The organism is Arthrobacter sp. NyZ413 (genome assembly GCF_049390645.1).
Taxonomy (GTDB): domain Bacteria; phylum Actinomycetota; class Actinomycetes; order Actinomycetales; family Micrococcaceae; genus Arthrobacter.
This window is the reverse complement of record NZ_CP155434.1, coordinates 848,786-873,777: the sequence shown is the minus strand read 5'-3', so window position 1 is coordinate 873,777 and position 24,992 is coordinate 848,786. Positions and strand designations below refer to the sequence as shown.

Annotated in this window: 27 protein-coding genes; 10 read left to right on the top strand and 17 right to left on the bottom strand. The window is 65.4% G+C overall.

What is annotated here, in order from left to right:
* Nucleotides 1-31 precede the first annotated feature (31 nt).
* The 4 genes from ABCW42_RS04245 (at nucleotide 32) to ABCW42_RS04230 (ending at nucleotide 4,663) form a co-directional block, all read left to right on the top strand.
* Nucleotides 32-910 (top strand): carbon-nitrogen hydrolase family protein, encoded by an 879-nt coding sequence (locus ABCW42_RS04245; RefSeq protein ID WP_423183681.1) that lies wholly within the window; start codon nucleotides 32-34, stop codon nucleotides 908-910.
* Nucleotides 911-920: 10 nt separating this feature from the next.
* The gene (locus ABCW42_RS04240; protein ID WP_423183680.1) at nucleotides 921-2,270 is read left to right on the top strand and encodes an APC family permease; all 1,350 of its coding nucleotides are present in this window, start codon (nucleotides 921-923) and stop codon (nucleotides 2,268-2,270) included.
* 58 nt (nucleotides 2,271-2,328) lie between these two features.
* Nucleotides 2,329-3,129 (top strand): carbon-nitrogen hydrolase family protein, encoded by an 801-nt coding sequence (locus ABCW42_RS04235; protein WP_423183679.1) that lies wholly within the window; start codon nucleotides 2,329-2,331, stop codon nucleotides 3,127-3,129.
* A gap of 82 nt (nucleotides 3,130-3,211) precedes the next feature.
* Nucleotides 3,212-4,663, top strand: coding sequence for a purine-cytosine permease family protein (locus tag ABCW42_RS04230; protein WP_423183678.1), 1,452 nt, complete (start codon nucleotides 3,212-3,214; stop codon nucleotides 4,661-4,663).
* Between the two features lie 9 nt (nucleotides 4,664-4,672).
* On the opposite strand, the gene ABCW42_RS04225 is transcribed toward ABCW42_RS04230, so the two are convergent.
* Nucleotides 4,673-6,277: an arylsulfotransferase family protein gene (locus ABCW42_RS04225; protein ID WP_423183677.1), complete on the bottom strand. Its 1,605-nt coding sequence runs from the start codon at nucleotides 6,275-6,277 to the stop codon at nucleotides 4,673-4,675.
* A gap of 198 nt (nucleotides 6,278-6,475) precedes the next feature.
* Here ABCW42_RS04225 and ABCW42_RS04220 point away from each other — a divergent pair, with 198 nt between their 5' ends.
* On the top strand, nucleotides 6,476-6,700 hold the full coding sequence (locus ABCW42_RS04220; RefSeq protein ID WP_423183676.1) for a hypothetical protein: 225 nt from the start codon (nucleotides 6,476-6,478) through the stop codon (nucleotides 6,698-6,700).
* A gap of 7 nt (nucleotides 6,701-6,707) precedes the next feature.
* On the opposite strand, the gene ABCW42_RS04215 is transcribed toward ABCW42_RS04220, so the two are convergent.
* The 16 genes from ABCW42_RS04215 to ABCW42_RS04140 all read right to left on the bottom strand — a co-directional run bounded on the left by ABCW42_RS04215 (nucleotide 6,708) and on the right by ABCW42_RS04140 (nucleotide 19,662).
* Nucleotides 6,708-7,880: a flagellar hook protein FlgE gene (locus tag ABCW42_RS04215; RefSeq protein ID WP_423183675.1), complete on the bottom strand. Its 1,173-nt coding sequence runs from the start codon at nucleotides 7,878-7,880 to the stop codon at nucleotides 6,708-6,710.
* A gap of 46 nt (nucleotides 7,881-7,926) precedes the next feature.
* A complete protein-coding gene (locus tag ABCW42_RS04210) occupies nucleotides 7,927-8,361 on the bottom strand; it encodes a flagellar hook assembly protein FlgD (RefSeq protein ID WP_423183674.1) in 435 nt (144 codons plus the stop codon).
* Between the two features lie 16 nt (nucleotides 8,362-8,377).
* Complete coding sequence (locus ABCW42_RS04205; RefSeq protein ID WP_423184798.1) at nucleotides 8,378-9,613, bottom strand: flagellar hook-length control protein FliK; 1,236 nt, start codon at nucleotides 9,611-9,613, stop codon at nucleotides 8,378-8,380.
* The gene (locus tag ABCW42_RS04200) at nucleotides 9,613-10,278 is read right to left on the bottom strand and encodes a C40 family peptidase (RefSeq protein ID WP_423183673.1); all 666 of its coding nucleotides are present in this window, start codon (nucleotides 10,276-10,278) and stop codon (nucleotides 9,613-9,615) included. The genes ABCW42_RS04205 and ABCW42_RS04200 overlap by 1 nt, the downstream gene beginning before the upstream one ends.
* Nucleotides 10,275-10,724 (bottom strand): flagellar FliJ family protein, encoded by a 450-nt coding sequence (locus tag ABCW42_RS04195; RefSeq protein WP_423183672.1) that lies wholly within the window; start codon nucleotides 10,722-10,724, stop codon nucleotides 10,275-10,277. The genes ABCW42_RS04200 and ABCW42_RS04195 overlap by 4 nt, the downstream gene beginning before the upstream one ends.
* A complete protein-coding gene (locus ABCW42_RS04190) occupies nucleotides 10,721-12,052 on the bottom strand; it encodes a FliI/YscN family ATPase (protein WP_423183671.1) in 1,332 nt (443 codons plus the stop codon). Before ABCW42_RS04190 ends, ABCW42_RS04195 begins: the two co-directional genes overlap by 4 nt.
* Nucleotides 12,049-12,672 carry a FliH/SctL family protein gene (locus ABCW42_RS04185; protein ID WP_423183670.1) on the bottom strand — a complete coding sequence of 208 codons (624 nt, stop codon included), beginning with the start codon at nucleotides 12,670-12,672 and terminating at the stop codon, nucleotides 12,049-12,051. The genes ABCW42_RS04190 and ABCW42_RS04185 overlap by 4 nt, the downstream gene beginning before the upstream one ends.
* The gene (fliG, locus tag ABCW42_RS04180; RefSeq protein ID WP_423183669.1) at nucleotides 12,662-13,696 is read right to left on the bottom strand and encodes a flagellar motor switch protein FliG; all 1,035 of its coding nucleotides are present in this window, start codon (nucleotides 13,694-13,696) and stop codon (nucleotides 12,662-12,664) included. The genes ABCW42_RS04185 and fliG overlap by 11 nt, the downstream gene beginning before the upstream one ends.
* Nucleotides 13,693-15,312 carry a flagellar basal-body MS-ring/collar protein FliF gene (gene fliF, locus ABCW42_RS04175; RefSeq protein WP_423183668.1) on the bottom strand — a complete coding sequence of 540 codons (1,620 nt, stop codon included), beginning with the start codon at nucleotides 15,310-15,312 and terminating at the stop codon, nucleotides 13,693-13,695. Before fliF ends, fliG begins: the two co-directional genes overlap by 4 nt.
* Nucleotides 15,312-15,653 (bottom strand): flagellar hook-basal body complex protein FliE, encoded by a 342-nt coding sequence (gene fliE / locus ABCW42_RS04170; RefSeq protein ID WP_423183667.1) that lies wholly within the window; start codon nucleotides 15,651-15,653, stop codon nucleotides 15,312-15,314. Before fliE ends, fliF begins: the two co-directional genes overlap by 1 nt.
* Nucleotides 15,653-16,045 carry a flagellar basal body rod protein FlgC gene (locus ABCW42_RS04165; protein ID WP_423183666.1) on the bottom strand — a complete coding sequence of 131 codons (393 nt, stop codon included), beginning with the start codon at nucleotides 16,043-16,045 and terminating at the stop codon, nucleotides 15,653-15,655. The genes fliE and ABCW42_RS04165 overlap by 1 nt, the downstream gene beginning before the upstream one ends.
* Complete coding sequence (locus ABCW42_RS04160; protein WP_423183665.1) at nucleotides 16,045-16,386, bottom strand: flagellar basal body rod protein FlgB; 342 nt, start codon at nucleotides 16,384-16,386, stop codon at nucleotides 16,045-16,047. Before ABCW42_RS04160 ends, ABCW42_RS04165 begins: the two co-directional genes overlap by 1 nt.
* 134 nt (nucleotides 16,387-16,520) lie before the next feature.
* Nucleotides 16,521-16,811, bottom strand: coding sequence for a hypothetical protein (locus tag ABCW42_RS04155; RefSeq protein ID WP_423183664.1), 291 nt, complete (start codon nucleotides 16,809-16,811; stop codon nucleotides 16,521-16,523).
* 4 nt (nucleotides 16,812-16,815) lie between these two features.
* The gene (fliS, locus tag ABCW42_RS04150; RefSeq protein ID WP_423183663.1) at nucleotides 16,816-17,265 is read right to left on the bottom strand and encodes a flagellar export chaperone FliS; all 450 of its coding nucleotides are present in this window, start codon (nucleotides 17,263-17,265) and stop codon (nucleotides 16,816-16,818) included.
* Between the two features lie 3 nt (nucleotides 17,266-17,268).
* The gene (fliD, locus tag ABCW42_RS04145; RefSeq protein WP_423183662.1) at nucleotides 17,269-18,657 is read right to left on the bottom strand and encodes a flagellar filament capping protein FliD; all 1,389 of its coding nucleotides are present in this window, start codon (nucleotides 18,655-18,657) and stop codon (nucleotides 17,269-17,271) included.
* A 168-nt stretch (nucleotides 18,658-18,825) separates the two neighbouring features.
* Nucleotides 18,826-19,662 carry a flagellin gene (locus ABCW42_RS04140; RefSeq protein ID WP_423183661.1) on the bottom strand — a complete coding sequence of 279 codons (837 nt, stop codon included), beginning with the start codon at nucleotides 19,660-19,662 and terminating at the stop codon, nucleotides 18,826-18,828.
* Nucleotides 19,663-19,873: 211 nt separating this feature from the next.
* On the opposite strand from ABCW42_RS04140, the gene ABCW42_RS04135 reads away from it, so the two are divergent.
* The 5 genes from ABCW42_RS04135 to ABCW42_RS04115 all read left to right on the top strand — a co-directional run bounded on the left by ABCW42_RS04135 (nucleotide 19,874) and on the right by ABCW42_RS04115 (nucleotide 24,883).
* Nucleotides 19,874-20,377, top strand: coding sequence for a flagellar protein FlgN (locus tag ABCW42_RS04135; protein ID WP_423183660.1), 504 nt, complete (start codon nucleotides 19,874-19,876; stop codon nucleotides 20,375-20,377).
* A gap of 9 nt (nucleotides 20,378-20,386) precedes the next feature.
* Nucleotides 20,387-21,805: a flagellar hook-associated protein FlgK gene (gene flgK / locus ABCW42_RS04130; protein WP_423183659.1), complete on the top strand. Its 1,419-nt coding sequence runs from the start codon at nucleotides 20,387-20,389 to the stop codon at nucleotides 21,803-21,805.
* Between the two features lie 3 nt (nucleotides 21,806-21,808).
* Entirely contained in the window at nucleotides 21,809-22,696 is an 888-nt protein-coding gene (flgL, locus tag ABCW42_RS04125) for a flagellar hook-associated protein FlgL (RefSeq protein ID WP_423183658.1), read from the top strand.
* Nucleotides 22,693-23,079: a flagellar assembly protein FliW gene (gene fliW / locus ABCW42_RS04120; RefSeq protein ID WP_423183657.1), complete on the top strand. Its 387-nt coding sequence runs from the start codon at nucleotides 22,693-22,695 to the stop codon at nucleotides 23,077-23,079. The genes flgL and fliW overlap by 4 nt, the downstream gene beginning before the upstream one ends.
* 238 nt (nucleotides 23,080-23,317) lie before the next feature.
* Entirely contained in the window at nucleotides 23,318-24,883 is a 1,566-nt protein-coding gene (locus ABCW42_RS04115; protein ID WP_423183656.1) for an APC family permease, read from the top strand.
* The last annotated feature ends 109 nt before the right edge of the window (nucleotides 24,884-24,992 follow it).

The window sequence follows — 24,992 nt, the reverse complement described above, 5'->3', positions numbered from 1 at the left end:
GCGAGTCACAACGACAACGTGGAGAAAAACAGTGCAACGCATCCTTCCCCTCATCGCCGCACAAGTGCCGCCCCGGCTGATCGGCGAGCCGATCGGAGCCTTTGCGGACGAGGTCGCGGCTGCCGTCGCGATCCAGCCGCACAGCAAGCTGGTGGTCTTCCCCGAGCTGCACCTGTTCGGGGATTCCTTCCCGGACCTGCAGCGCACCGAAGTGCTGCAGGATTCGGCCGAACCGCTGGACGGTCCCCGGGTCAAGGAACTCCGGCAACTGGCTGCAGACCTGGGCGTCTGGTTGATTCCGGGCAGCGTCTGCGAGCGCGGCCCCGAGGGACAGTTGTTCAATACCCAGTTGGTCCTCTCCCCGGAAGGCGAGCTCGCCGGTTACTACCGCAAGATCTTTCCTTGGCGCCCTTTTGAGCCGTATGACCCCGGCGACCGGTTCACCACCGTTGACCTGGACGGGATCGGCAGGGTGGGTTTGAACATCTGCTATGACGCCTGGTTCCCGGAGGTAACCCGCCAGCTGGCGTGGATGGGCGCCGAAGTCATCCTCAACGTCGTCAAGACCACGACGCCGGACCGCCGGCAGGAACTCGTCCTCGCCAAGGCGAACGCCATCGTGAACCAGGTCTTCATGGTCAGCGTCAATTGCGCGGGACCCACTGGCAAAGGGCTGAGCTTGATCGTCGACCCCGAAGGAAACACGATCGCCGAAGCCACCGACGAGGCTCCGGCCCTGCTCGCCGCGGAGCTGGACCTCTCCGCCGTCGGGCATGTCCGCCTCCACGGAACCGAAAACCTTAATCGCCCCTGGTCCCAATTCCGTCCCGGCGAGCCCGCCATCGAACTGCCCGTCTACCAAGGCCGCATCGACCCGGCCACCTGGACCCCGCGGTCCTCCAACCCCTAAGGAATCACCGGTGACAACGCAACCGAGCCTCACGCGCGCCCTCAAACTGCCTTCGCTGGTCCTGTTCGGGCTGGCCTACCTGACCCCGCTGATCGTGCTGGCGATCTTCGGGGTGATCGCCGAAACCACCGGCGGCGCATCGCCGTCGGCCTACCTCGTGGCCATGGTGGCCATGCTCTTCACCGCGCAGAGCTATGGCCGCATGGCTGTCGCCTACCCGGTGGCCGGCTCCGCATACACCTATATCCGGCGGTCCATCGACTCCCGGATCGGCTTCCTGGCAGGTTGGGCAGTGCTTTTGGATTACCTGTTCCTGCCGATGGTCATCTGGCTGATCGGGGGCTCCTACCTCACAGCCCAGTTCCCGGACATCCCGATCGGCGTCTGGATTGTCGCGTTCATTGCCATCACTACCTTGCTGAACGTGGTCGGCGTGAAGGTCGCTGACAAGGCCAACTACCTCCTCATGGCATTCCAGCTCCTGGTGATAGTCCTCTTCGTTGCATTGTCCGTTGGAACCTTGGTCTCGACCTCCGGCGCGAGCGCCCTGGTCAGCGCGGCTCCCTTCTTCAACGACACCTCGAGCTTCGACAAGATCACCGCGGGAGCGGCCATAGCGGCGTACTCGTTCCTCGGCTTCGACGCCGTATCCACCCTCACCGAAGAGACCATCGAGCCGAAGAAGACGGTCCCGAAAGCCATCATGCTGGTGGCCCTCATCGGGGGCGCAATCTTCGTGGTGGTCTCCTATACGACGCAGCTGATCCACCCTGGCGGGGTCTTCGACGATTCGGCGTCGGCGGCGTCGGACATTGCCCTGAAGATCGGCGGCCAGTTCTTCGGCGCCGTGTTCCTGGCAGGACTCGTCGTGTCGCAGTTCGCCTCCGGCCTCGCGGCGCAGGCCAGCGCCTCGCGGCTGCTCTACGCCATGGGCCGGGATTCGGTCCTGCCCAAGAAGGTCTTCGGCGCGCTGAACAAGTCATTTCACACGCCGGTGTTCAACCTGGTCATTACGGGCGCCGTGGGATTCATCGCCATGTTCCTGGACGTCGCGACGTCGACGTCGTTCATCAACTTCGGCGCCTTCACCGCCTTCACCCTCGTCAATATCTCGGTTATTGCCTACTACCTCCGGCAGCGACGCTTGGGGCAGCGGCTCAGCGTAGTGTCCTACGTGGTCCTGCCCGCGGTGGGAGCCGTCGTCGACGGTTTCCTGCTCTCCCAGCTGGATTCGAACGCGATCACGCTCGGGCTGATCTGGCTCTGCGTCGGCGTCGTGGTCCTCGGCATCATCACGAAAGGCTTCCGGAAGGCGCCACCCGAGATGGTGATGGAGGAAAAGGAAGCCGCCCTGGTGTGAAGATCCTGCTGTGAAGACCGCGGTGTGACGGCAGATTATTTGAGAGATAAGGAGCGCTGTGCGCATCACGTTAGCCCAGATCGATTCCGGCACGGACGTCGGCCGCAACCTCGACCTCGTGGAGGACTACTGTGCCCGGGCCGCCCGGGAGGGGTCCGAGCTCATCGTGTTCCCGGAGTACTCGACGTATGAGAAAGCCCGGGTGGACCGGAGCTTCGTGGACAACGCCGAACCCCTCGACGGCCCGGTGTCAGCAAGGCTCAGCGCGACGGCGGCACGTTACGGCATCGCCGTCGTCGCGGGCATCCTCGAAACGTCCGGCGAACCAACAGCACCCCAGGAACCTGACAGGGCCTTCAACACGCTGGTGGCTTTTGGGCCCGACGGCTCGCGCCTTGCCAGTTACCGGAAGATCCACCTCTTTGACTGCCAGGGGTTCCGCGAATCGGAGTACATCAAAGCAGCGCCGGAGCCCGTGCCTGTCACCTTTTCCTACGGCGGCTTGGCCTTCGGGTTGATGACCTGCTACGACCTGCGCTTCCCCGAGTTGGCACGCATCCTGGCCGACGCCGGGGCCCAAACGCTGCTTGTCTGCTCCTCGTGGGTTCCCGGCACGGCCAAGACGGAACAATGGGCCACCCTGGCCAAGGCCCGGGCCATAGAGAACGGCGTGTACGTGGCGGCCGTTTCGCAAACTCCGCCTGTCTCGATCGGCCACAGCATGCTGGTTGATCCCCTGGGCACCGTTCTGCATGGGCTTGGCACGGAACCCGCCGCGGCAACCGTGGAGGTTTCGCCGGGCCCTGTTCGGGAGGCCCGGGAGCAGTTCCCCACCTGGATGCATCACCGTCTCCGTTAGGAATTTCGCGGCGTCTTCTGGGCGCCCCAAGTCTGTGCTAAACCAAAGTCAAGATGCACCGAGGCATCGAAGGAGAAACGCCATGAGCACGACGACGGATAAGGGATCGGGCCGCGGACTGGAGGTCCGGTCGATCGACTACGTACCGCTGAATGAGCGGCACGGCAAGGTTTCGCACATCGGACCGCTATGGTTCGTCAGCAACGCCCAGATCGCCACCCTGGCCGTGGGACTCATCAGCATCACCACGGGCGGCAACCTCATCTGGTCCTTGCTCGCGATAGCCATCGGGGTCCTGGTGGGCACGCTGTTCATGGCGGCCCACTCCTCGCAGGGCCCCACGCTCGGCTTGCCGCAGATGATCCAGTCCCGCCCGCAATTCGGCTACATAGGCGCCCTGCTGGTGTGGCTGTTCGCCTATCTGCAATACGCCGGATTCAACATCTTCAACACCATCCTCGCGAGCCAGGCAGTGAACGAATCGATCAACGTCGGCTCGGAGACCCTATGGCTCTGGGTGATCACCATCATTGCCGTTGTTGTTGCGCTCTTCGGTTACGACCTCATCCACGCCTTCGAGCGCTACCTGACCTACTTGACCATCGCCATGCTCGCATTGCTCACGGTGGCCGCCTTCAAACTCGCCATCCCCGCCGGTGCCTACAACCTGGCCGATTTCCACCTCGTTCCGTTCCTCGGCCAGTTGGGAGTTGCCGCCGGCTACCAGATTTCCTGGGCCATCTACGTCTCGGACTACTCCCGCTACCTTCCGCCGTCCAGCGGACGGGGAACCTTCCGATGGACGTTCTGGGGCAGCGCCCTCGGTGGCATCTGGGTGATGTTCCTCGGCTCGTACATCGGCGCGGCCGCGGGCGAAAACTTCGAGACCATCGGCTCCATCAAATCCACCGCGGACCAACTCTTCGGCGGCTTCGGCGCCATCGCCTTGTTCATCGCGGCCCTGGGCTTGTTGTCCGTGACCGCCCTGAACATGTACGGCGGTTCGCTCACGCTCATCTCGTCCATCGACAGCCTTCGGCAGATCCGGCCCACACTGCGGCTTCGGATCATCACGATCGGCATCACGGCCCTCATTTCCGCGGTCCTGGCCAACCTTGCGTCATCGGATTTCCTGACCAACTTCAATGACTTCCTGCTGCTGGTCCTGTACTTCTTCATCCCCTGGACCGCGGTCAACCTCACCGACTACTTCATTGTCCGCAAGGGCCACTACGCCATCGCCGAGATTTTCAAACCGGACGGCATCTACGGGCGTTGGGGCTGGCCCGGAATCATCGCCTACCTCGTCGGCTTTGCGGTGATGATCCCGTTCTTCTCCGCGGGCAAGCTCTTCGTCGGGTTCATAGCGCAAGCCATGCAAGGCACGGACATCTCCCTGTTCGTTGGATTGCCAGTCTCGGCCGTGCTCTACTGGCTGCTCACCAGGCGAATCGATGTGGAGGGAGAGACCCGACTGGCCAAAGCCGAGGCCGAAGCGCTCGAGGCAGCTGCGCACGAACACATCCTGCCGTAGCGACCACCCTCAGGTGGCGATGACCACCGACCGCGCCAGGACGTTGCCGGACTTGTCCAAGGCTTCCACTGCCGCCCGCGAGGACACGGCAACCGCCGTCGAGGTCTCGAATCCGCGGTGCGGAACCGTCACCGCTTCAGCCATCGCCTCCGGCGCGGTCCCCGTCAGGAACCTCCATTTGGCGATCTCGGTTGCCCCGTTCCAGCTCGCGTAGAGCTGCATGGTCGATCCGTTGCCCGGGACCGCGGCGATGTCCGGGAGCGTATCCGGCCGGCCGGTCCACGCGGACCGGTACGACCGGTAGGAAGCGTTGCCGAGGCCCGTGGCCTCGAACACCGCATTGCCGTCGGGCGTGAACTCGGTGACCGCGGGATCCGCGCCCCAGCCGACGAGGACGTGCCCGTTGTCCAGGAATTGCACGTTCCCTTCGGCGTCGCCCCGGTGGCCGCCCCTGCTGAATTCCTGGTGTACGACGGCGGTCCGCGCCTTCTCGTCGACGGCCAGCAAGAGTCCGCGGGACGTGCCGGTGCTGCCTTGGTTGTAGTGGTTGTCGAACATGCTGATGATGCCGTTGGACCGCCGGCGGACATCGTGCTGCCACGCGAAGACAGCGTTCGCCGGCATGGTGAAGTCGCATCGCTTTCCGCCGAGTCGCCAGTGGATTTTCCCGTCCGGACGCCCCACGAGGTAGGCCGTATGCGTGTGCCGGGACGACACCAGGAGGTCGGTACCGCTTTCGTCCACGGAATTGAGGTGGAACGGATCGTAGGCCTTGGATGCGTCGGAGCCGTTCGAGTTGGGGTTGTCCGAGGCGCGCAGGTAGCTCTCCGTGATGTCGATGTGTTCGGAAGCGGTCCAGTCGAAGAGGACAGCGCCGGAGCGTATGGCGATCTCCTGGACGTGGCAATCGAACATGTACCCCTGGGCAGGTCCGCCCACGGAGGTCAAGTCATGCTGGATGGTCGGGTAGGAGATCATCAAGGCCGTTCCGGCTGCTGTGATGGTGAACTCGTGGAGATCGGCCTGCAGTCCGTTGCCGGCATTGACTTCGGCGATGGTGCGGTAGCTGGCGTCCTTGATGACGCCCTTCCCTTCGCCGTGTCCCCCCTTTCCAATCCCGGTCCAGTAGGTCAGGACGGGTTTGCCTTCGAACGTCTGCACGCGAAGGTCGGTGACGCCGGAACCCGTGGGTTCCATCCACACGGGTTCACCCCGGTTGTCCATGATGAGGCCGTTGGACCCGTTGCCCATCGGGCCCACGAACAACAGTCCCGAGCCGGTAGGGCCGTTGGCCCAACTGGCAACGCGGGGTGCGGTCAGGGCGGTGGAAACAAAGGAGCGGGCCGGCTGCGGAGCCGCCGAACCCGTGGGTGAGGACGACGGCGATGGTATCGGCGTCGCTCCTCCAGCGGGAACGGGAGCCGAACCGGCGGCTGCGCCGGAACCTGCCGCACCTGGCAGCAGTCCCGTCCTCGCGATGCCGACGCCGGCGAGGATACCCGCGCCTGCCACCCCTGCCCCGGAGAGGAACCTGCGCCGGCTCAGCCTCCACCGGCCCTCGGGGGGATCCCCGCGTTCGCTGCCACGATTCTCCACTGCCGGACGCTCTTCCACCCTCTCAGGATAGAACTGGAAGACCGAGGGGTAACCGGACGAAGGCTGCGAGTTTACTGGGTGGGCACCGCACGCCTTGCCAAGGTTTGTGACTCGTGCCATACTCTGAATACGTTCATAAAATGAACATGACGTTCAAATTTTAATTTACATTCAAGTAGTAATCACTGGATTGCCAGCTTCAGGGAGGAAGCAACCATGGCCATCGTGCACCGCATCTCCGCCCCCTTTGTTTTCCGCAAGCCTGCCGCCCGGGTCCACGCTCCGCGGCCGGTCAGCGTGGACCCCGGCCGCCGTTCATCGACGATGAGCTGCGCCCCGTGGGAAGGCCTGTACTTCGAGCCGGAAACCGCCGAAGCACAGGACGCAGACGTGTCCCTTCAACTGGACCGCTTCCTCGACGAACTGCTGGCAGGCAAGTAGCGCTCCCCTACCTCTTGAGGTTGCTCAGTTCCTGCAGAACCTCGTCCGAGGTAGTGATGATGCGGGCGTTCGCCTGGAAGCCGCGCTGGGCGACGATCAGGTTGGTGAACTCCTGCGAAAGGTCCACGTTGGACATCTCCAATGCGCCCGACGCCAGGGTGCCGATCCCAGGATCGCCAGGGCTGCCCACTTGGGCCGCTCCGGAGCTGGCAGTGGCAACATAGGTGGAGCCGCCGGCCTTCTCGAGGCCGCCCGGGTTGGTGAAGCGGGCCAAGGCAACGCGTGCCAGCACTTGCTTGCTGCCGTTGCTGAAGGAGCCAATGAGGGAACCATCCCCGCCGAGGGTGAAGGATTCCAGCTTCCCCGCAGCGGAACCGTTCTGGTTGCTGACGGTGAGGGAATTCATCCCCGCGAAGCCGGTAACACTGGACATGTCCACCGTGATCCCGCCCACCGCCATGGTGCCGCCCGAGGTCAGGGCTCCGTTCGCGAACGTGAGCGACGACATACCGCTGGCGCCGTTGGCATCCGCGCCGGCCACGTCCCAGCCCGCCGCGGTACGACTGAACGTGAGCGTCAGGCTGCGGGAGGCGCCGTCGGCGCCGTACACCTTGACCTGGCGCTCCACGCTGGTGCCCACCGCGGCGTCGGAGGGCAAGTTGCCCTCCAGCGACGACCGCGAGGTCGCGACCGCGGGTGCCGTGGTATTGGGTGAGAGCGTGATGGGGCCCACCGCCCCTCCCACGTTGACCGCGCCATTGACGGCGGACCAACCCTGGAGGATGCCGCCGTCGGGACTCACCAGCCTTCCTGCCGCGTCCATGTCGAACGCGCCGGCGCGAGTGTAGAACTGCTGCCCGCCCTTGCCGGTGATGAAGAAGCCCTCACCGGAGATCATCATGTCCGTTCCGCGGCCGGTGGTCTGCGACGAGCCCTGGCTGAAGTTGGTGCTGACCGCTGCCACCCGCACGCCCAGTCCGACCTGGGCCGGGTTGGTGCCGCCCGTGTCCGCTTGGGGCGCACCGGCACCCTGGGTCAGCTGGGAAAGAGTGTCCTGGAATTCCGTGGACGAGGCCTTGAATCCGGCCGTATTCACGTTGGCGATGTTGTTGCCCGTGACATCGAGCATGGTCTGGTGGGCGCGGAGGCCGGAAATTCCGGAGTACAGCGAACGAAGCATGGTGTTGCCTTTCTTCGGGTGTTTCGGGATGGAAGTCGTGTGAGTGTCAGGCGACCGGAGTGGCGGCGGAAATCGAGCTGATGGAGTCGAGCGGAACATCCACTCCGCCGACGGCTACGGTAGGAACGCTGCCGGAAAAGGACACCGAATTCGCGACCCCGGAGCCCTTGGTCCCGTCAGCGAGCGCATAGCTCACGGTGCGCCCGATGACTTGCGCCGCGGCGGTGCGCATCTGGAGCGAGAAGCTCTCCTTGGCGTTCGTGGACAGCTCCGTCATTTTCTCCATCATGGAGAGCTGGACGGACTGGCTCATCATCTGGTTCGTGTCCATCGGCGCGCCCGGATCCTGGTACTTCAACTGGGTCACCAGCAAGGACATGAAGACATTCGAATCCATGGTCTGGGCCGGTTGCCGGGCTGCGGTTCCCGTGGTTCCCGTGACTCCCGACTGCGGGATGCTGGCGATGGGCTGGATCGTCAATTGTGGTTCTCCTTCGTCAGACGAGAATGTCCAGGCTGGTTTTGCTGATTCGTGGAAGGACGACGGCGGTACGCGCCAGGTGGCCCGCCTCGCCGTCGCTGCCGCGGGGCGAAGCCCGGCCCACCGCGGTGCGACCGGGCCACGGGTACGGCCTCTGCGCATCCGAATTCCCGGCACCTGAGCCTTGCGCACCGAAGCTTCGAGGGTCTGGGCTTCGGGGATCTGGGCTTCGGGGATCTTGGCCTCGCTGGTCGGGGTTTCGGGAGTCGCGGCCGCCCGCTCCGGCGTCGGCCGGGGAGCCGTGATCGGACAGGTGCAGGCTCGCGCCAAGGCCCGATTCCCCAAGTCCGCGCCGCAATTCCGGCAGGATGCTCCGCACGGCATCCCGGCCCGCGTCGGCCGATGCGAACAACTCGATCCGCACACCTGAATCATCAATGTGCGCCCGCACGGTCAGCGGTCCAAGATCGTCCGGGGACAACCTCAAGGTCATGACGTGCCTGCCCGGCCCCGATTCAGCCAGCGAAAACACCGGCCCGCTCACCTGGGGCAGGACTTTCGCGGCCGTCTCCGGCAGGAAGGCAGGCGTCGCGGGAGCGTGCGTTGCTGGCGTAACTACCGGGGCTGAAGAAAGCATGGGAGCTGGAACCGGAACAGCGCCCGACGGCGGCAGCTGGGGCAGGAGCGCGGGTTCGGCTGAGGTTGTTGGGTCGGCCGGGGCCGTTGGCCGGGCCGGAGGAGGGCTTGGTGCTGTGGTCGAGGCTGGTGCTGTGGTCGAGGCTGGTGCTGTGGTCGAGGTAGTCGTCGCAGGAACAGCGCCCAGCGTCAGGCCTTCCACACCGGAGGTCGCGCCCACAGTGGAGTGAGCAGTCGGCGCAACAGACGATGCCACCTGCGCAATCAGCGAGGGAACCGCGACGGGAGACGGAACCACCGCAGCGGAAGCATCAGCCACGCCAACTGCCGCGTCCCTAGCGTCCCTATCGTCCTTAGCCTCCTCCGCCTCCTTGGCCTCAACCCCGTCGGCCCCAGCAAAACCGCCACGCCCGCGCTTGACAGCCGCGCCGCCGTCGGGCGCTTGCCCGGCTGCGGCACCGGAACCGGCAGCGGCAGGCGCACCGGGGACAACCGCCAGCAACCCGCCCATCACAGCTTCGAATCCCGCAGCAGCCGCCCCGGACTGGTCACTGCCCCGCGAGGGAACGGCCGTTGGCGCAGGGCGGGTTGCCACGGCGGTGGAAGGCAGCTGCATCACGACGCTCCCGCCGGGACAATGCGGCGGATGGCCGTCAGGCTGGACTGTTGTTCCCAGGCGTCGCGGATCTGGATGGTCTGGCCCGGGACGGGAGCGTCGATCGCCTTGCCGTTGCCTAGGTAGATGGAGATGTGTTCGCCGCCGAAGCTCACCAGGAGGTCGCCGGGTTTGGCGTCGGCGAGGGAAGCAACGGGCGTTCCTTTTTGCATCTGGTCGCTGACGACGCGGGGCATGTCGATGCCGAGATCCTTGAAGACGCGCTGCACGAAGCCGGAGCAATCCATGCCGACGGCCGGATTCGTTCCTCCCCACACGTAAGGCACACCAATGTACTTCTTCGCCGCGGCCACCACGGCATCCCCGGTGACGCCGCCCGTCGTCGTGCCCGCGACGCTCGAAAGCGCCCCGACTCCCGTAGTTCCGCCCAGTCCCAAGGCGGAGCTGAGCTGGGTCATGCCGGCAGCCGTCGTCGAATCCCCGACGGCGGCACTTAGCGCTTGCGCGAAAGTCGCCGCATCCACGGGCGAGGTGCCGCCCGAGGCGCTTCCGGACGACGCCGTCGAAGATGACGTAGACGATGCCTGCGGCATAAGACCTTGGTTCAACTGTTGCAGCGTCGATTCGATCCTTTGGATACGTCCGATCGCCTCGGCCATGCTCATGAGGTGGCCTTCCGCGGAGCGTCCTGGGTTGAGCCCCGGTGCCAGGCAGAGGACGCGATTTCATCCAGCGCGCTTTGTTCGGCGCGGAGGATGTGTGCCTCGAAAGCCGCTCCGTGCCGGGCTTCGAGCTTCTCGAGACCCACGGCCCTGCGCCGCGCTTCGGTGTATTCCGTGCGTGCTTCGCTGGCCTCCGCTTCCGCGCTGGCAGCCAAGGCGTCGAGTTCGGCCAGCATGCTTTGCGCCGAAGCCCGGGCGGCCGCGATGGCCAGCAACGACGCGGCGCTTGCGGCGTCCCCGGACGATTCGGCAAGTTCCTCGCGGGCGGCGGCCCGGCGTTCACGAACGGACGCGGACCGCGAGTTGGCCTGGGCCAGCCCGCTCGCCGCGGCGACCTGCTGGGTCTGCCTCAGCCGCATCAGGCCTGCGAGGGAGAATTGACGGTTCACGCGGCTCCTTCGAGGCTTGCCGAGAGCCGGAAAAGTTCCGGCCAGGATTCGCTGTTCGGGGTGGATTCGTCCATGCTTTGCTGCAGGAAGCGGTTGATGTCCGCTTCGTGGTCCAAGGCGGCGTCAACCAGGCGGTTGCTGCCCCGGTGGTAGGCGCCGACGTCGATCAGGTCTTGGGCGCCCCGGCGCGCCGCGAGGACCCTGCGCAACGATGCCGCGAGCGCCATGCGGTCCGGCGTGTTGACTTTGGAAGCGACGCGCGAGACCGAACCCAGCACGTCCACGGAAGGAAAATGGCCCGTGACGGCGAGCTTCCGGTCCAGGACGATATGGCCGTCCAGGATGGAGCGTGCGGCGTCGGCGATGGGTTCGTTGTGGTCGTCTCCGTCCACCAGCACGGTGTAAATGCCGGTGACGGAGCCGGTTTCCGCGGTTCCTGCCCGTTCCAGGAGGCGGGCGAGCACGGAAAACGTCGACGGCGGGTAGCCGCGGGTCGCGGGCGGCTCGCCCGCGGAGAGGCCGATCTCGCGCTGGGCCATGGCCACCCTCGTGAGCGAATCCATCATGAGCACCACGTCCTGCCCGGCTTCGCGGAAGGATTCCGCGATCCTGGTGGCGACGACGGCGGCGCGCAAGCGCATGAGCGCGGGTTCGTCGGACGTGGCAACCACCACCACGGAGCGGGCCAGGCCATCGGGACCGAGGTCGTCCTCGAGGAACTCCCGGACTTCGCGCCCGCGCTCCCCCACCAGGGCGATCACGGAGACCTCGGCGTCAGTGCCGCGCGCGATCATGGACAAGAGCGAAGACTTGCCCACTCCCGAGCCCGCGAAAAGGCCCATACGCTGCCCGCGGCCCAGCGTGGCCATGGTGTCGAGCACACGCACGCCGGTCTGCAAAGGGGTATCGATTCGCGCCCGGTGCATTGCCGATGGCGCTTCATTGTCCAACGGAACCATGCGGCCTGCGGGGAGCGGACCCTTGCCGTCGATCGGTCGTGCGAGTCCATCCAAGACACGTCCGAACAAGCCGCGGCCGGTAGGGACCAGGAGGGGGCTTCCTTTGGAGCGTGCGGGGTCGCCTGCGGCCACGCCGTTCAATCGTCCCAAGGGCATGCACTTTACGGCGCCGCGCACCGAGGCGACCACTTCGGCGTCGAGCCCTGGCGTGTCACCAATCGTCACGAGGTCGCCTACTGCACAATCCAGCCCCGAAACCTCCAGCCCGAGGCCGATCACCGAAGTCACCGTACCCACCCGCTGGGGCGCGGCGGCCGCAAGCGCGGCAGCGAAGCGGTGTGCGCGGGGCCGCTTGGCTGTGCCGTTCATGCCCAGTTCCCCAAGAGCGCTTGCTTGGCGCGCTCCACGGCGGTTGCGAGGCGTGCGTCCAGCCAGCCGTCCTCATACTCGGCAATCGCGTCGCCAGGGCTGAGTGCCGGATCGGCGACGATGTGGACGCCTGCTGCTTCCTCGACGTCGACGGCGGCCAGCGCGGCGACGTCGGCCGGGTGCAGGCGGACCGTGGTCGCGTCGTCGACGCCGGACGTCGCGCCCAAGGCGCGCGCCAGGGCCCCGCGGGCCGTATTCCGGCCGTCAGCCAGTTCGTAGCCCAGGATCGCTTCGGCGAGTTCGATCGCCCCGGCCGCCAAGACATCGTCCGCTTCCGCCAGGACCGCGCCACGGCGTTGGCGGAAGTCCGCCGCTGCCGCCTCCAGCGCCAGGACGGCTTGCCGCACGGCCGCGCGGCCGTCGTCGAGCATTGCGCGTTGTTCCGCGGCGAGTTGTTCGCGGAGTCGTTGCTGTTCAAGCCCGGCGGCCCGGAGCCCTGCGGAGTACCCCGCCGCGTGGCCCTGCGTGAAGCCCTGGTCCTCCTGGCTGGTCCGGAAGGAAGTCCGGAGATCGGGGAAGACGACCGCCGCGGGCTTGGACGGGGCCGCCTTAGTAGACATAGTCGTCCTCCTCGCCGCGGCGGACCACTATGGCGCCTTCGGCTTCGAGTTCACGGATGGACCGGACAATCTCCGCCCTCGCTTCTTCAACCTGCGAAGCGCGGACGGGCCCTGCGGACGCCATCTCGGATTCGAGGATTTCGAGGTTCCGGCCGGAAACGTTGGTCCGGACGGCTTCGAGCACCGCGGCCGGCGCGCCTTTCATGGCCACTGCAAGCACCTCGGCGCTGACCCCTCGCAGGATCTGCTGGATGTCCCGGCGCTCGAGTTTGACGATGTCCACGAAAGTCAGCATTCGGGCGCGCACTTCGGTGGCGAGGTCCGGGTCGAGCGTTTCCAGGCCGTCCAGCACGGAGCGTTCGGTATTGACGTCGGCCCGGTTGATGATGTCCACGAGCGGCTGGATTCCGCCGACGATCTCGCTCGACTTCCGCTGCGACATGACCGCACCGGCCCGGACTTTGAGGGTTTCGGCCACGATCCCCACGGCTTCCGGTGACGCCAGGCCCATGGTCGCGATGCAGCGTGCCACTTCGCTCCGCTGGACGTCGCCAAGCCCCGCCATCACGGCGGAGGCTTTCCCGGGACGCAAATGCGCCAGGATCAGCGCGATGGTCTGGGCCATTTCGCCGTCGATCAAGGCCAGGAGTTGACCGGAATCCATCATCTCCAGGAATTCGAACGACTTCCCAGCCATCGTGGACGCGAGTCGGTCCATGAAGCCCGCCGCTTTGTCCGCGCCGAAAGATGCTTCCAAAAGCCCGACGGCGAATTCCTGGCCGCCGCGGGCTGTGCGCCTTCCGCTGATGGCAAGATCGTGGAATTCGGTCAGGACGTGCTCCGCGACGGCCGAGGGCACCCTCCGCAAGCGAACGATCTCCGCGGCAATGTCCTCCGCCTCGGATTCGGAAAACTGCGTCATGACCGAGGCTGCGCTGGCGGGGCTCATCTGCATCAGCACCACGGCCACTTTCTGCGCGCCGGTCAGGGCGCCCACCTCGGAACCGAGTTCCCCGACCCTCATACGGACTGCTTTTCGTCCATGAGGCCGCGCAGGAACTCGGCGGTCCGGGCCGGGTCCTCGGCAACCATGGCTTCAATCTGGGCGCGCCGCCGCTCGCCGTCGACCGTTTCGGCAGCCGGCATCGGCAACGCCGGGACGGGTGGCACGGGCGGCAAGGGAATCGCGGTGGTGGCGGGCGGTCCTTCAAGTACCGGCGTGGGGGCGGCGGTGGGAAGCGCGACGTAGTCGATCCGCTCACCGAGGTCCACCGGTTCGCGTTGCTGCCGGCGCTTCAAGAGGATCAGTATGAACACGATCAGGGCGACGACTGCCAGGAGGATGCTGCCCGCCAGGATGAGCGTGTTCATGAGGTCCGATTGCTGCTTTGCCGCGGCATCGGCCTTGGCCGAGTTCAATGCTTGGGCCGCCGCGTCCGAAGCCGCCGTGCTGAAGGGGAGCACTTCGACCGTCACTATGTCTCCGCGAGTGGCATCGACGCCGGCAGCGGAGGTCACGAGGGCCTTGACTGAATTGAGGTTGACGCCTGTTGCCGCGGCCTGGTTGATGGCAACCGAAATGGTCTGGCGCTTCACGGCCCCTTGCGGGATGGTCCGGTCTTCGGTCACCTTATTGACCGCGTTGTTCTTCGTGGTGGTGTTGGAATCGAATGAGCCGTTGCCGCTGGTTCCGCCCGGCACGGCAATGTTGTCCGGACCCAACACGCCGGAGGCTCCGCTCCCCGTGCCGGTGTATTTTTCCGTCTTGGTGCTTTCGCTCAAGGGCGCGGCATCCTTGGAGGTGGAAAACGTTTCGCTGCGTTGCTGCGCTGATTCGGCGGTGACGTCCGCGGCCACGGCGACGGTCGAATTGCCGGGGCCAACCACGCTGTCCAGGACGGCCTTGACCGAATCAGAGGTGCGTTGCTGGTAATCGGCGGCCTGCTTGGACGAGGAACCCGTGGCTCCGCCTCCCACGGTGGACAGCACGTTGCCCTGGGAATCCACCACGGAAACGTTCGTTGGCTTGAGGTTCTCGATGGCGGCCGAGGTCAAGTGGACGATCGCCTCGACCTTGTCTGCTGACAACTTGGTGCCGGGCTGGGTTTCGACGAAAACGGAAGCCGTAGTGTCCGGAGTCTTGTCCGCGAACACGGTCTTCGCCGGAATGGCGAGCCTGACGGCCGCCGTCTTCACCCCGTCCATCGCCTCGATGGTAGTGGCGAGCTCGCCTTCGAGCGCGCGCTTGTACGTCACCGACTGCTGGAACTCGGAGGAGGTCACGCCGAGTTTGTCCAGGAGCGAGTACCCCGTGGGGGCCGCTGCCGGGAGGCCCGCCGCGGCCGCCTTGAGCCGTTCGTCGTAGACCTTGTCCTCGGGAACAAGGATGGTGGAACCGCCATTGCTGAGTACGTAGGGGACGTTGTCCTTGCGGAGTTGCTCCACGATGCTGTTGGCGTCGGTGTCTTTCAAGCCGGAGAACAAGGGCGAGTAGGACGGTTTACCCAGCCATGCCGAAAGCGCGACGGCTCCCAGAACCAGGACTGCGACGCCGATGATCGCGATGGTGCGCTGCCCCGTGGTGAAGCCCTTGAATCCGTCGCTCAACCGGCGAAAGAACGCGGCAATCTGCGGTGGCATCAGGCCTGCATCCTCATGATCTCGTTGAATGCGTCAACGCCCTTGTTCCGTATCGTGGCAGCCAACTCCAAGGTGACCTGGGCACGCGTCGCGGCGATCGTCGCCTGGTGGATGTCGTCGAGGTTCCCCGTCACCGCCGATACCGAGAGCTGGTTCGAGGTCGATTGCAGCGCCTGGAGGTTGTCCACGGCGCCGCTCAACGCCGTCGCGAAACCGCTGCCGTCCGTGGCTCCGGACGTGGCCGCCGTGCCTGTGGCCCCGACGTAGCCCGTGCCGCCCACGCCCTGCACGCCAAACCCGCTGCTTACGCCCTGGATCGCACCGATTGGCTCCACTGACATCAGGATTTTCCTATCTCAAGCGCCGCGAGGTAGGTCTCGCGGGCACGGTCTACAACTTGCGCGTTGGCTTCGTACCCCCGTTGGGCCACGATCAAGGCACCCATTTGTTCGGCGAGGTCGATATCCGGGTAGCGGACGTAGCCTTGGGCGTCGGCCAAGGGGTGGTCCGGCTGGTAGACGAGCCTGCCCGTCGCGCTGCCCAAGGGCGTGCTCTTGACGTACACGCCGTTTCCATCGCTGCCCGCAGCGGCTTCGACGTAGCGGGCTTGGAAGGCCTTGCCGCTCGTGCTGGTGACGGTATTCATGTTTGCCAGGTTGTCCGAGACGGCGTCGAGCCATTTGCGGTGCACCGTCAGCGCGGAACCGGCAATTCCAATCGCGTCGAAGGTCATCAGCTGGTCCTCATCGCCGTGCGGACAGCCGTGAACTCATTGCCGATGGCGCGCGAAGCGAACTGGTAGCGCAAAACGGTGTCGATGTTGGACAGCGTCTCGGTGTCCAGGTTCACGTTGTTGCCGTTGAGCTGCGTGGGCTCCTGCGAGGCAGACACCGTTGCCGGGGCGTACCCGTCTCCCGCGGCGACAGAGGCGGCGAGGGCGTCTTCGAACTGGACGCGCTGGGCATGGTAGTTGGGCGTATTGATGTTCGCGATGTTGTTGGCGATGGTGCGTTGACGCAAGGTCAAGCCATCCAGGGCGCTGCCTAGCGCAACAGATGTCACAGAGTCGAACACGCGGCCTGCCTTCGCGAATAGATATGACGAGGCCGATCCGTGGCCGTGCACTGAGCTATCCCTGCTCACTTTCCACCATCGGCCGGATCGTCGCGTTCGTTAGGCGAAGGCCGGATTATTTCGCGGCCGCAACGTCAGCCCTGGACGTCAAGGAACAGTGGGCGGGCGGAGCTCCGGCTATCCGGGACGGCGTTCACCGCTTCCACGTGGGCAATGACATCCAGCCGGAGCTTGCCGAGCACGGTCATGGACTCCAATTGCGCGTCCAGGACCCGGCGGGCGCGTTCAGCGAGGCCATCCGGGATGGGGCCGGCGTCGAGCGGTGGCTGCCAACGTTCCAGGACGCCGCCGGACACTGCCACGGCGATGTCTGATTCGAAACGGTCCAGGATGCGCGTCCACTCGGTGAAGTGTGGGGCCGACACGTCCCTAGCCAACACCAAGCGTTCCGTTCGACCGGACAGGCGAGCCCTGCACCGGAAGAAGCGACGCCGCCTCGTGCCAGCCTTGACGCAGGGGTTCCAGGAGCTTGATGCACTCCTTGGTCCGTTCCACATCGCGATAGATGTTCGCCCCGATCATGGCTTCCATCGCGTACTGGTAGATGCTCAGCAGGCCCGATGCCCCGTCCCAAGCGTCGGTCTTCAGCGTGGAGGACAGCTCCGTGACAATGGCCTGGGCATGCAGGAGGTTTTCGCTGGCCGGGCCCCAATTGGAGCTCTCCTGCGCGGACTGCGCCCGGTTCAGGTCCAGGAGCAGCCTGTCGTACAGCATGGTCAGGAGGCGTGCGGGCGGGGCCGAGAGCACGGCGTCGTCGTTGTAACGCGAAACCTGGCCGGCGCGGGAAAGCCGGCTTGCACGAACAGCGGTGGAAGTCATTCTCTACGCTCCTGTCGAGGACGTGGTGGGAAGGCTGGAGATCTGGCCGGAAAGCCAGGATGACTGGGATTGGAGGCCACCAAGCAGGACCTCCATGTTGGTGTAGACGGCCTGCAGCGTTGCGCGGCGGCTCGCGAGCCGCTGGTCCCAATCGGAGATCTGGTTGCCGAGATCGGACGCTTCGGACTGCTGGCCTTTGATCAGGTTGGTGATGGCACCACTGAAGGGGTCGGTCGCGGCCGTCGCGGCGTCCGACACTCGGGAGGCGATCGACTGCAGCGCGGATTGCGTCCCCACCGGGTCCGCCGCCAAAGCGGTGGCAAGTTTCGCGGCGTCGAACGTGAAGTCGCCGCTCTTGGTGATGTTGATTCCGTACACCGATGGCGACTGGCCGTTGACCGGCATCGACAACGCCGTCAGCACCTGGTCGTTTACCGTGCGGACCGTGCTGTTGCCGGTGAAAATGCCGCCGGTGGGCGTCGTTACACCGTTGTCGTCGGTCTTGCTGCTCACCGCCGTGTAGATCGAGACGAATCCCAGGACATCGTTGACCGCGGAGACCAGGTCGCCCGCCTTCTTGGAAATACCCGCGGTGTCGCTCGCGATAGTCACCGTAACGGGCGACGTGCTGACGGCCGACGCCGTGACGGATACGCCGGGAAGGATGTCGGTGAATGTATTGCTCGACGAAGTCACGGTCTGCTCGGCAGCCGTGCCCGCGTACAGTGTCGCTTTGGCGTCCTGGGCGGTTTTAACGACGGCGGCAGCGGGGTCGGCCATAAGGTTCGTGGCGGTTCCCGCGGTGACCTGGGCGGCGGTGCCCTGGTAAGCGGTGAACGCGCCGGCCGCGCCGGAGGTAGTAGCAGTCAATTGGAGCCGGTAGCTGCCGTTTCCGGCGGGAACCTTCACTGCCCGCGCTCCCCCGGCAACGCCGTTGATGGCTGACACGACGTCGTCGAGCGAAGTGCTGGCGGGGACTACTTCCGTCTGCTTCCCGGTCGAATCGACCAGGGTCAAGGACATGGGCGCACCCGTCCCGTCAGTGGGCCAGCTGGTCATGGCGGCGGTGACGGAAACCTGGGTCTGTGCGAGTTGGGTGACCGTGAGGTCGATGGAACCGGCTGTGGCGGCGGTGGTGGCCGTCGCGGTCAACGACGTGGACGTCGTGCTGGCGGTAAAGAGGTTCAGGGCGTTCGCGGCGGAGTCGCCCGTGGCGAGGTCGCGCAGGGTGGCCAGCTTTGTGTTGAAGGACTGCAGCGTCGAGATCATCGTCTGGTCCGACGCCAGTTTCGTCTTGAGCTGCGTCTGCGGCAACGCCTCGACGCTCATGAGCGCATTGATGATCGAGGTGGTGTTCAAGCCGCTGGCGAGGCCGTCAATCGAGGTCCCCACAGGGTCTTCCTTCCAGGTCGAATGCTGTCAAGGCCGCTTGCTGTCAATGGCCGTTAGCGAAGGACAATGGCGGCCAAGGGGGGGTACCCGCCTTGGCCGCCACTGGCCCTATCGCCATCCGCTAACCAGTTATCCGTTGCCGGGACCTAGCGCGGGGGCGGCCGGGGCCTAGCGCAGGAGCGAAAGAACGCCCTGGCCGGACTGGTTCGCCTGGGCCAGCATGGCGGTGCCGGCCTGGGAGAGGATGTTCGCTTTGGTGTACTTGACCATTTCCGCGGCCATGTCCGTGTCGGCGATGCGGGACTGGGCGGCCTGCAGGTTTTCACCCGAGACGTTCAGGGTCTTGACCGCGTGCTCCAAACGGTTCTGGTTGGCACCCAAGTCCGAACGCTGCGCCGAAACCGTCGTGATGGCGGCGTCGATCGCGGTGATCGTGGTCTGCGCGGCAGCGTTGGTGGAAACGTCGAAGCCAGTGGCGCCGGTGCTGGAGGACAGGGTGCCTGCCGCCGTCGCAACGTCGCCGAGGGTGACGGAGATCGTGTCGTTGGCGGTTCCGCCGGTGCCCACCTGGATGTTCTTCGAGCCGGCCTGCAGCAGGTTGATGCCGTTGAAGTTCGTGGACTGGGTAATGCGGTCCAGTTCCTTGCCCAGCGAGTCGGCTTCCTTCTTGATTGCCGTACGGGATGCCGCATTGTTGGTGTCCGACGAACCCTGGACCGCGAGGTCGCGCATGCGCTGCAGCACCGAGGTGACTTCGCCGAGCGCACCTTCAGTGGTCTGGATCATGCTGATGCCGTCCTGGGCGTTTCGAGCGGCAACCGCCGAGCCGCTGACCTGGGACTTGAGGCCTTCCGAGATCGCGAGGCCGGCGGCGTCGTCAGCCGCACGGTTGATGCGCAGGCCGCTGGAGAGCTTTTCCATCGACTTCGACACATCGTTCTGCGTGTTGTTGAGGTTGCGGTACGCGTTGTTAGCCATCAGGTTGTTGTTGATTGCCATGCCCATGGTGTTTCCTCCGTGATTGGGTCTTCAATTCCAGGCCGTCCGTGGCCTGTCACTTCTGGTTATCGGACCCGCGAAGCCCGCGGTTAGCAAAAACGGAGGACAACCTCGAATCGCCGTCCACAGCACTGCATCTAACGGGCGGGGCGGCCTGGCCGATAAGAATTCTTGACCCGCACCCAAAAAACCAACCCGGAACTGGAGTTGACCCGACGTGGCCATCCATGAACTCTCAGCCCTCTTGTGGCGGGAACGTGAGCTACTGGATCTTCTGACCTTTAAGTTGGAAGAAGAGCAGTTGCTCCTCACCGCGGGCAAATCCCGCTGGCTGCCCCACGGCACACGGGAAGTGGAACAGGTCCTGGAACACTTGTCCAAGGCGGGCCTGGCGAGGGCCGTGGAGGCGGCAGCAGTGGCAGATCAATGGGGACTGCCTGCCGAGTCTTCGCTGGGCGAGCTCGCCGCGGCCGCGCCCGACGACGCTTGGGCGGATGTCCTGTCCTCGCACCTTGCCGCCATGCAACGCCAGACCGAGGCCATCAAGGAATTGCGCGATTCAAACGAACAATTCCTCCGTGCGGCCGTCCGCTCCACGCAGGAAACCATGGCGGACGCGAAGCCCGCCGCCGGCACCTACGACTCCTACGGCCGGACCGGTTCCCACGGCGGCCCGGGGACATCGGCAACCCCCTCGCACCTTTTCGACCAGCAGTTCTGAGGACAATCAGTGAGCACATTCGGCGGACTCAACACGGCCTACCTGGGCCTCACCGCTGCGCAGCAAGGCATCAACCTCGCCGGGCAAAACATCGCCAATGCCGGCACGGACGGCTACACGCGGCAACGCATCGAGCAATCGGCCGTCGGCGCTCCCGCCCGCACGGGACTCAGCGCCACTGGAGCCCAAACCGGCCAAGGAGTTTCCGTCGATGGAATCTCCCGGCTCGGCAACAGCTTCCTGGATGCCGGCGTGCGTTCAACGGCCGCCCAATCCGGTTACGCCGGCCTCCGCTCCACTGAACTGCAGAGGATCGAAGCATCCCTCGGCGAGCCCGGACCTGCCGGGATTTCGACGGCGCTCCAAGGCTTTTGGTCATCGTGGCAGGGAGTCTCCAACCACCCGGGCGAGGCAGCTTCCGCCGGTCTCCTTATCCAGGCCGGCACCACACTTGCAGAGACTGTTTCCAGCGGTTACCGCGCCCTGGATGCCCAGTGGACACGCGTCCGCGGGGAAGCGGCAACCACTGTCTCCACCCTCAACGACGCCGCCGCGCGGGTGGCCGGTCTCAACGCAAGCATCCGCTCCGTCGTCGCGTCCGGCGGCTCCGCCAACGAACTGATCGATGCCCGAAACCAGGTCACCGAAACCATCGCTTCGCTGGCTGGCGGAACCGTCCGGGACAACGCCGACGGTACCGTGGATGTCATCGTTGGCGGCAACGCGCTCGTGTCCGGAACGTCGCACCGTGATCTCGCCTTGGCCGGCCAGCCGACAATGGGCGCTGGCGGAGGCCCGGTCCAGTTGGAATGGGCGGACCGGCCCGGCGTCGCGGTACCGCTCGACGGCGGAAAACTCGCCGGTGCAGTCTCCTTGCTCGCGCCGGCTTCCGGCGGCACGGGAGGCGCAATCTCCGAAGCCGCAGCCGCTTACAACGCCTTCGCGAACAAACTCGCGAACGACGTCAACGCCGTGCACCGGACCGGCCAATCGACGTCCGGAACAGGCAACCTCGACTTTTTCACGACCACTCCGGGGCAACCAGCCGCGGTGTCCCTGAGCGTCGTGCCCACCGGCGCCGCGGGAATCGCCAGCGGCGCCCCCGGTGCCGGCGCGCTCGACGGCAAGGTCGCGGACGCCGTCGCCCAACTCGGTTCCGCTCCCGGCTCCCCGGATTCCTTCTGGACCGGAATCGTGACCGGCATCGGCACGGCGTCCAAAGCAGCCCAGCAGCACGAACAGTTGGCCGACGCAGCCAGCACGGCCGCCGTCGGGCAGCGTTCCTCCGGGGCGTCCGTCAGCCTGGACGAGGAGAACATCAACTTGCTCACCAGCCAGAACGCCTACCAGGCGGCGGCGCGGGCCATGACGGCAGTGGACGAAGCGCTCGATGTCCTGATCAACCACACCGGATTGGTGGGAAGGTAAACCATGCTCAACCGCGTCCCGAACCTGACCATGGCGGCAGCCGCCCAACGCAACCTGCAGGCCGGGCAATCCAAGCTCGCCGCGTTGCAGGACAGGGCCAGCACGCTCAAGAACATCACCCGGCCTTCCGACGACCCCGCGGCCACCGCGAACCTCCTGGCGACCAAGGGCCGATTGAGCGCGGCCAGCCAGTACGCGAACAACATCAACGACGGCAACGGCTGGCTCACCATGGTGGATTCCGCGCTCGGCACCACCACCAATATCCTCAATCGGGTGCGGGACCTCACGGTTCAGGCCGCGAACGGCTCCCTCACCGACCCCGCGAAGGAGGCGATCGCCGTCGAACTCGAAGGCCTCAACAAGGACTTGCTTTCCCAGGCGAATACGCAATACCTGGGGCGGAACATCTTCGCCGGAAGCTCGGATACCTCGGGCGCGTTCAGCAACGCGTCTCCCCCGGTCTTCAACGGAACGCCCGGGAGTACCGTGGAACGCAGGATCGACGCCAACCAGACCGTGCGGGTAGACGCCGACGGCGGCACGATCTTCGGTGACGGCGCCGGCTCCGTTTTCGCGCTGGTGAGCAACGTCGTCGCGGACATCCGCTCGGGCGCGAACGTCAGCAGCCGCTTGCCGGCGATCGCGGACAGGATCAACACTGTGATCGCGGGCCGGACGGAAGTGGGCGCGCGACAGGCGAAGATCCTGGGCGCGCAGGACACGAACGACGGCATGAAGCTCACGCTGGACGCGCAACGCTCCGGCATCGAAGACGCGGACATAGGAAAGGTGGTCCTGGACTTGAAGCTGCAGGAGACCAACTACCAGGTGGCCCTCGCTGTCACCGCGAAAACGCTGCAGCCGACGCTCATGGATTTCCTCCGATGAGCACGGCTCCGGAGTTTCGGGAATTGAGCTTCACTGCTCCCATGCCCGGACTTGAGGCCGCGGCCAGTTTCGTGTTGCGGGAGATCGACGGCGCGCCGGGGCTCTTCGCGATGGAATCGGCCAGTCCGCCCATCCGGATGTTCGTCGCCGATGCGGCCGTCTACGTACCCGATTACGCTCCGACGATTCCCCGCGCCGTGCTCGAGGAGCTTGGGTTGGGTCAGGCCGGCTTGCCGACCACGCTGGTAGTGGTGAATCCGACGCCGGAACGGACCACGGTGAATCTCGCCGCGCCAATCGTGCTGAACGCGGAGACGGGGCGCTGCACGCAGCTCGTCCTCGATGGTGCCGACTATCCATTGCGCGCCGAACTGGGCGCCTAAGGGGAAGCTTTTCAAGGGCAGGGCCGGTATGGGCCCTGCCCTTTCGCGTGCCCAAACAATTTTGGCCGAATTGCGGAAACCCCTTGCGTCGTGACCGCTCGGCGTCCATACTAAATGAACGTCATTCATTTAGTGACTCCCGTCTCGTTGATGACCCCCTGGGAGGGAAGGCCCGGATATGCCCCGAAGCCAGCACCACCCCGCAACAACCCCCGGCCATCTAGAAAGAGCCAAATACATGACTCAAACAATCCGCCCAAGTGCCAGGAAAGCAGTAGAAGCCCACGATCCCGCCGGCTCCGAGCACGGCATTACCGGCAAAGGACTCAAGACGGGGCAGTTGGGGCTCCTCGCCGTCGTCGTCCTCGGTATTTCCTCCGTGGCACCCGCTTATAGCCTGACCAGCTCACTGGGCCCGGCCGTCAACGCCGTCGGCCTGCAATTGCCCGCCATCTTCATCGTCGCGTTCATCCCGATGATCCTGGTGGCCTTCGCCTACCGCGAGCTCAACGCCGACTCGCCGGACAGCGGAACCAGCTTCACCTGGACCACCAAGGCCTTCGGCCCGTTCATCGGATGGATGGGCGGCTGGGGCTTGCTGGCGGCAAACATCATCGTCTTGTCAAACCTCGCCGGCGTCGCCGTGGACTTCTTCTATCTCTTCCTCGCGCAGGTATTCGGCAATCCCGGACTCGCGGACCTCACCTCCAACAAGCCCCTGAACATCGCCACCTGCCTGACGTTCGTGGCACTGGCCGTCTGGGTCAGCTACAGGGGCCTGCACGCCACCAAGCTCGTGCAGTACGCCATGGTGGGATTCCAGGTTGTGGTGCTGGGCGTCTTCATCGTCATGTCCCTCACCCATGCAGCCTCGGGAGACACCTCGACGGCGATTGCCTTCAGCTGGGATTGGTTCAACCCGGGCAAGATCAGCAGCTTCGAACAGTTCGCAGCGGGCATGTCCCTCGCCGTCTTCGTCTACTGGGGTTGGGACGTCTGCCTGACCGTCAACGAGGAAACCAAGGGCGGCAAAGGCACTGCCGGCAAGGCTGGAACCACCACCGCCATCGCCGTCCTGGGTCTCTACATCGCCGTGATCGTGGCAACCATGATGGTTGCCGGCATCGGCGGCGAAGGGATCGGGCTGAACAACCCGGACAACCAGTCCAACGTGTTTGCCGCGCTGGCTTCGCCGGTCATGGGACCGCTGGCGATCCTCATGTCGCTCGCGGTGCTCGCCGGAACCGCCTCGTCCCTGCAGTCCACCATGGCCTCCCCTGCCCGCAGCCTCCTCGCGATGGGCCACTACGGCGCCTTGCCGCACCGCTTCTCCACGGTCAGCAAGCGCTACGGCTCCCCCGGCTTCGCCACCATCATGGCCGGAGCAATCTCTGGCGGCTTCTACGCCATCATGAAGGTCGTCAGCGAAAACGTCCTGAACGACACCATCCTGGCGCTCGGCCTGATGATCTGCTTCTACTACGCCCTGACCGCGTTCGCTTGCGCCTGGTACTTCCGGCACAGTGTATTCAGCAGCGTCCGCAACTTCTTCATGCGCTTGCTCTTCCCGGTGATCGGCGGCGTGGTCCTTACTTTGGTCTTCATCCAGACCGCCGTGGACAGTTGGTCCCCTTCCTTCGGCAGCGGCTCGGAAGTCTTCGGCATCGGGCTGGTGTTCATCATCGGCGTCGGCATCCTGGTCCTCGGCGCCGTGTTCATGCTGATCATGGCGCGGGTCCGGCCCGGATTCTTCCGCGGCGAAACCCTCCGCAAGGACACCCCGGCACTTGTAGTGCCGGAGTAAGCCGCAAATGGGAGAAGCCCTGTTCCGGGAATTCCCGGGACAGGGCTTCTGCGTTGCTCACAGGTGGGCCCTCGCAGGTGGGCGCTCACACCTGGGCGCTCACCATAGG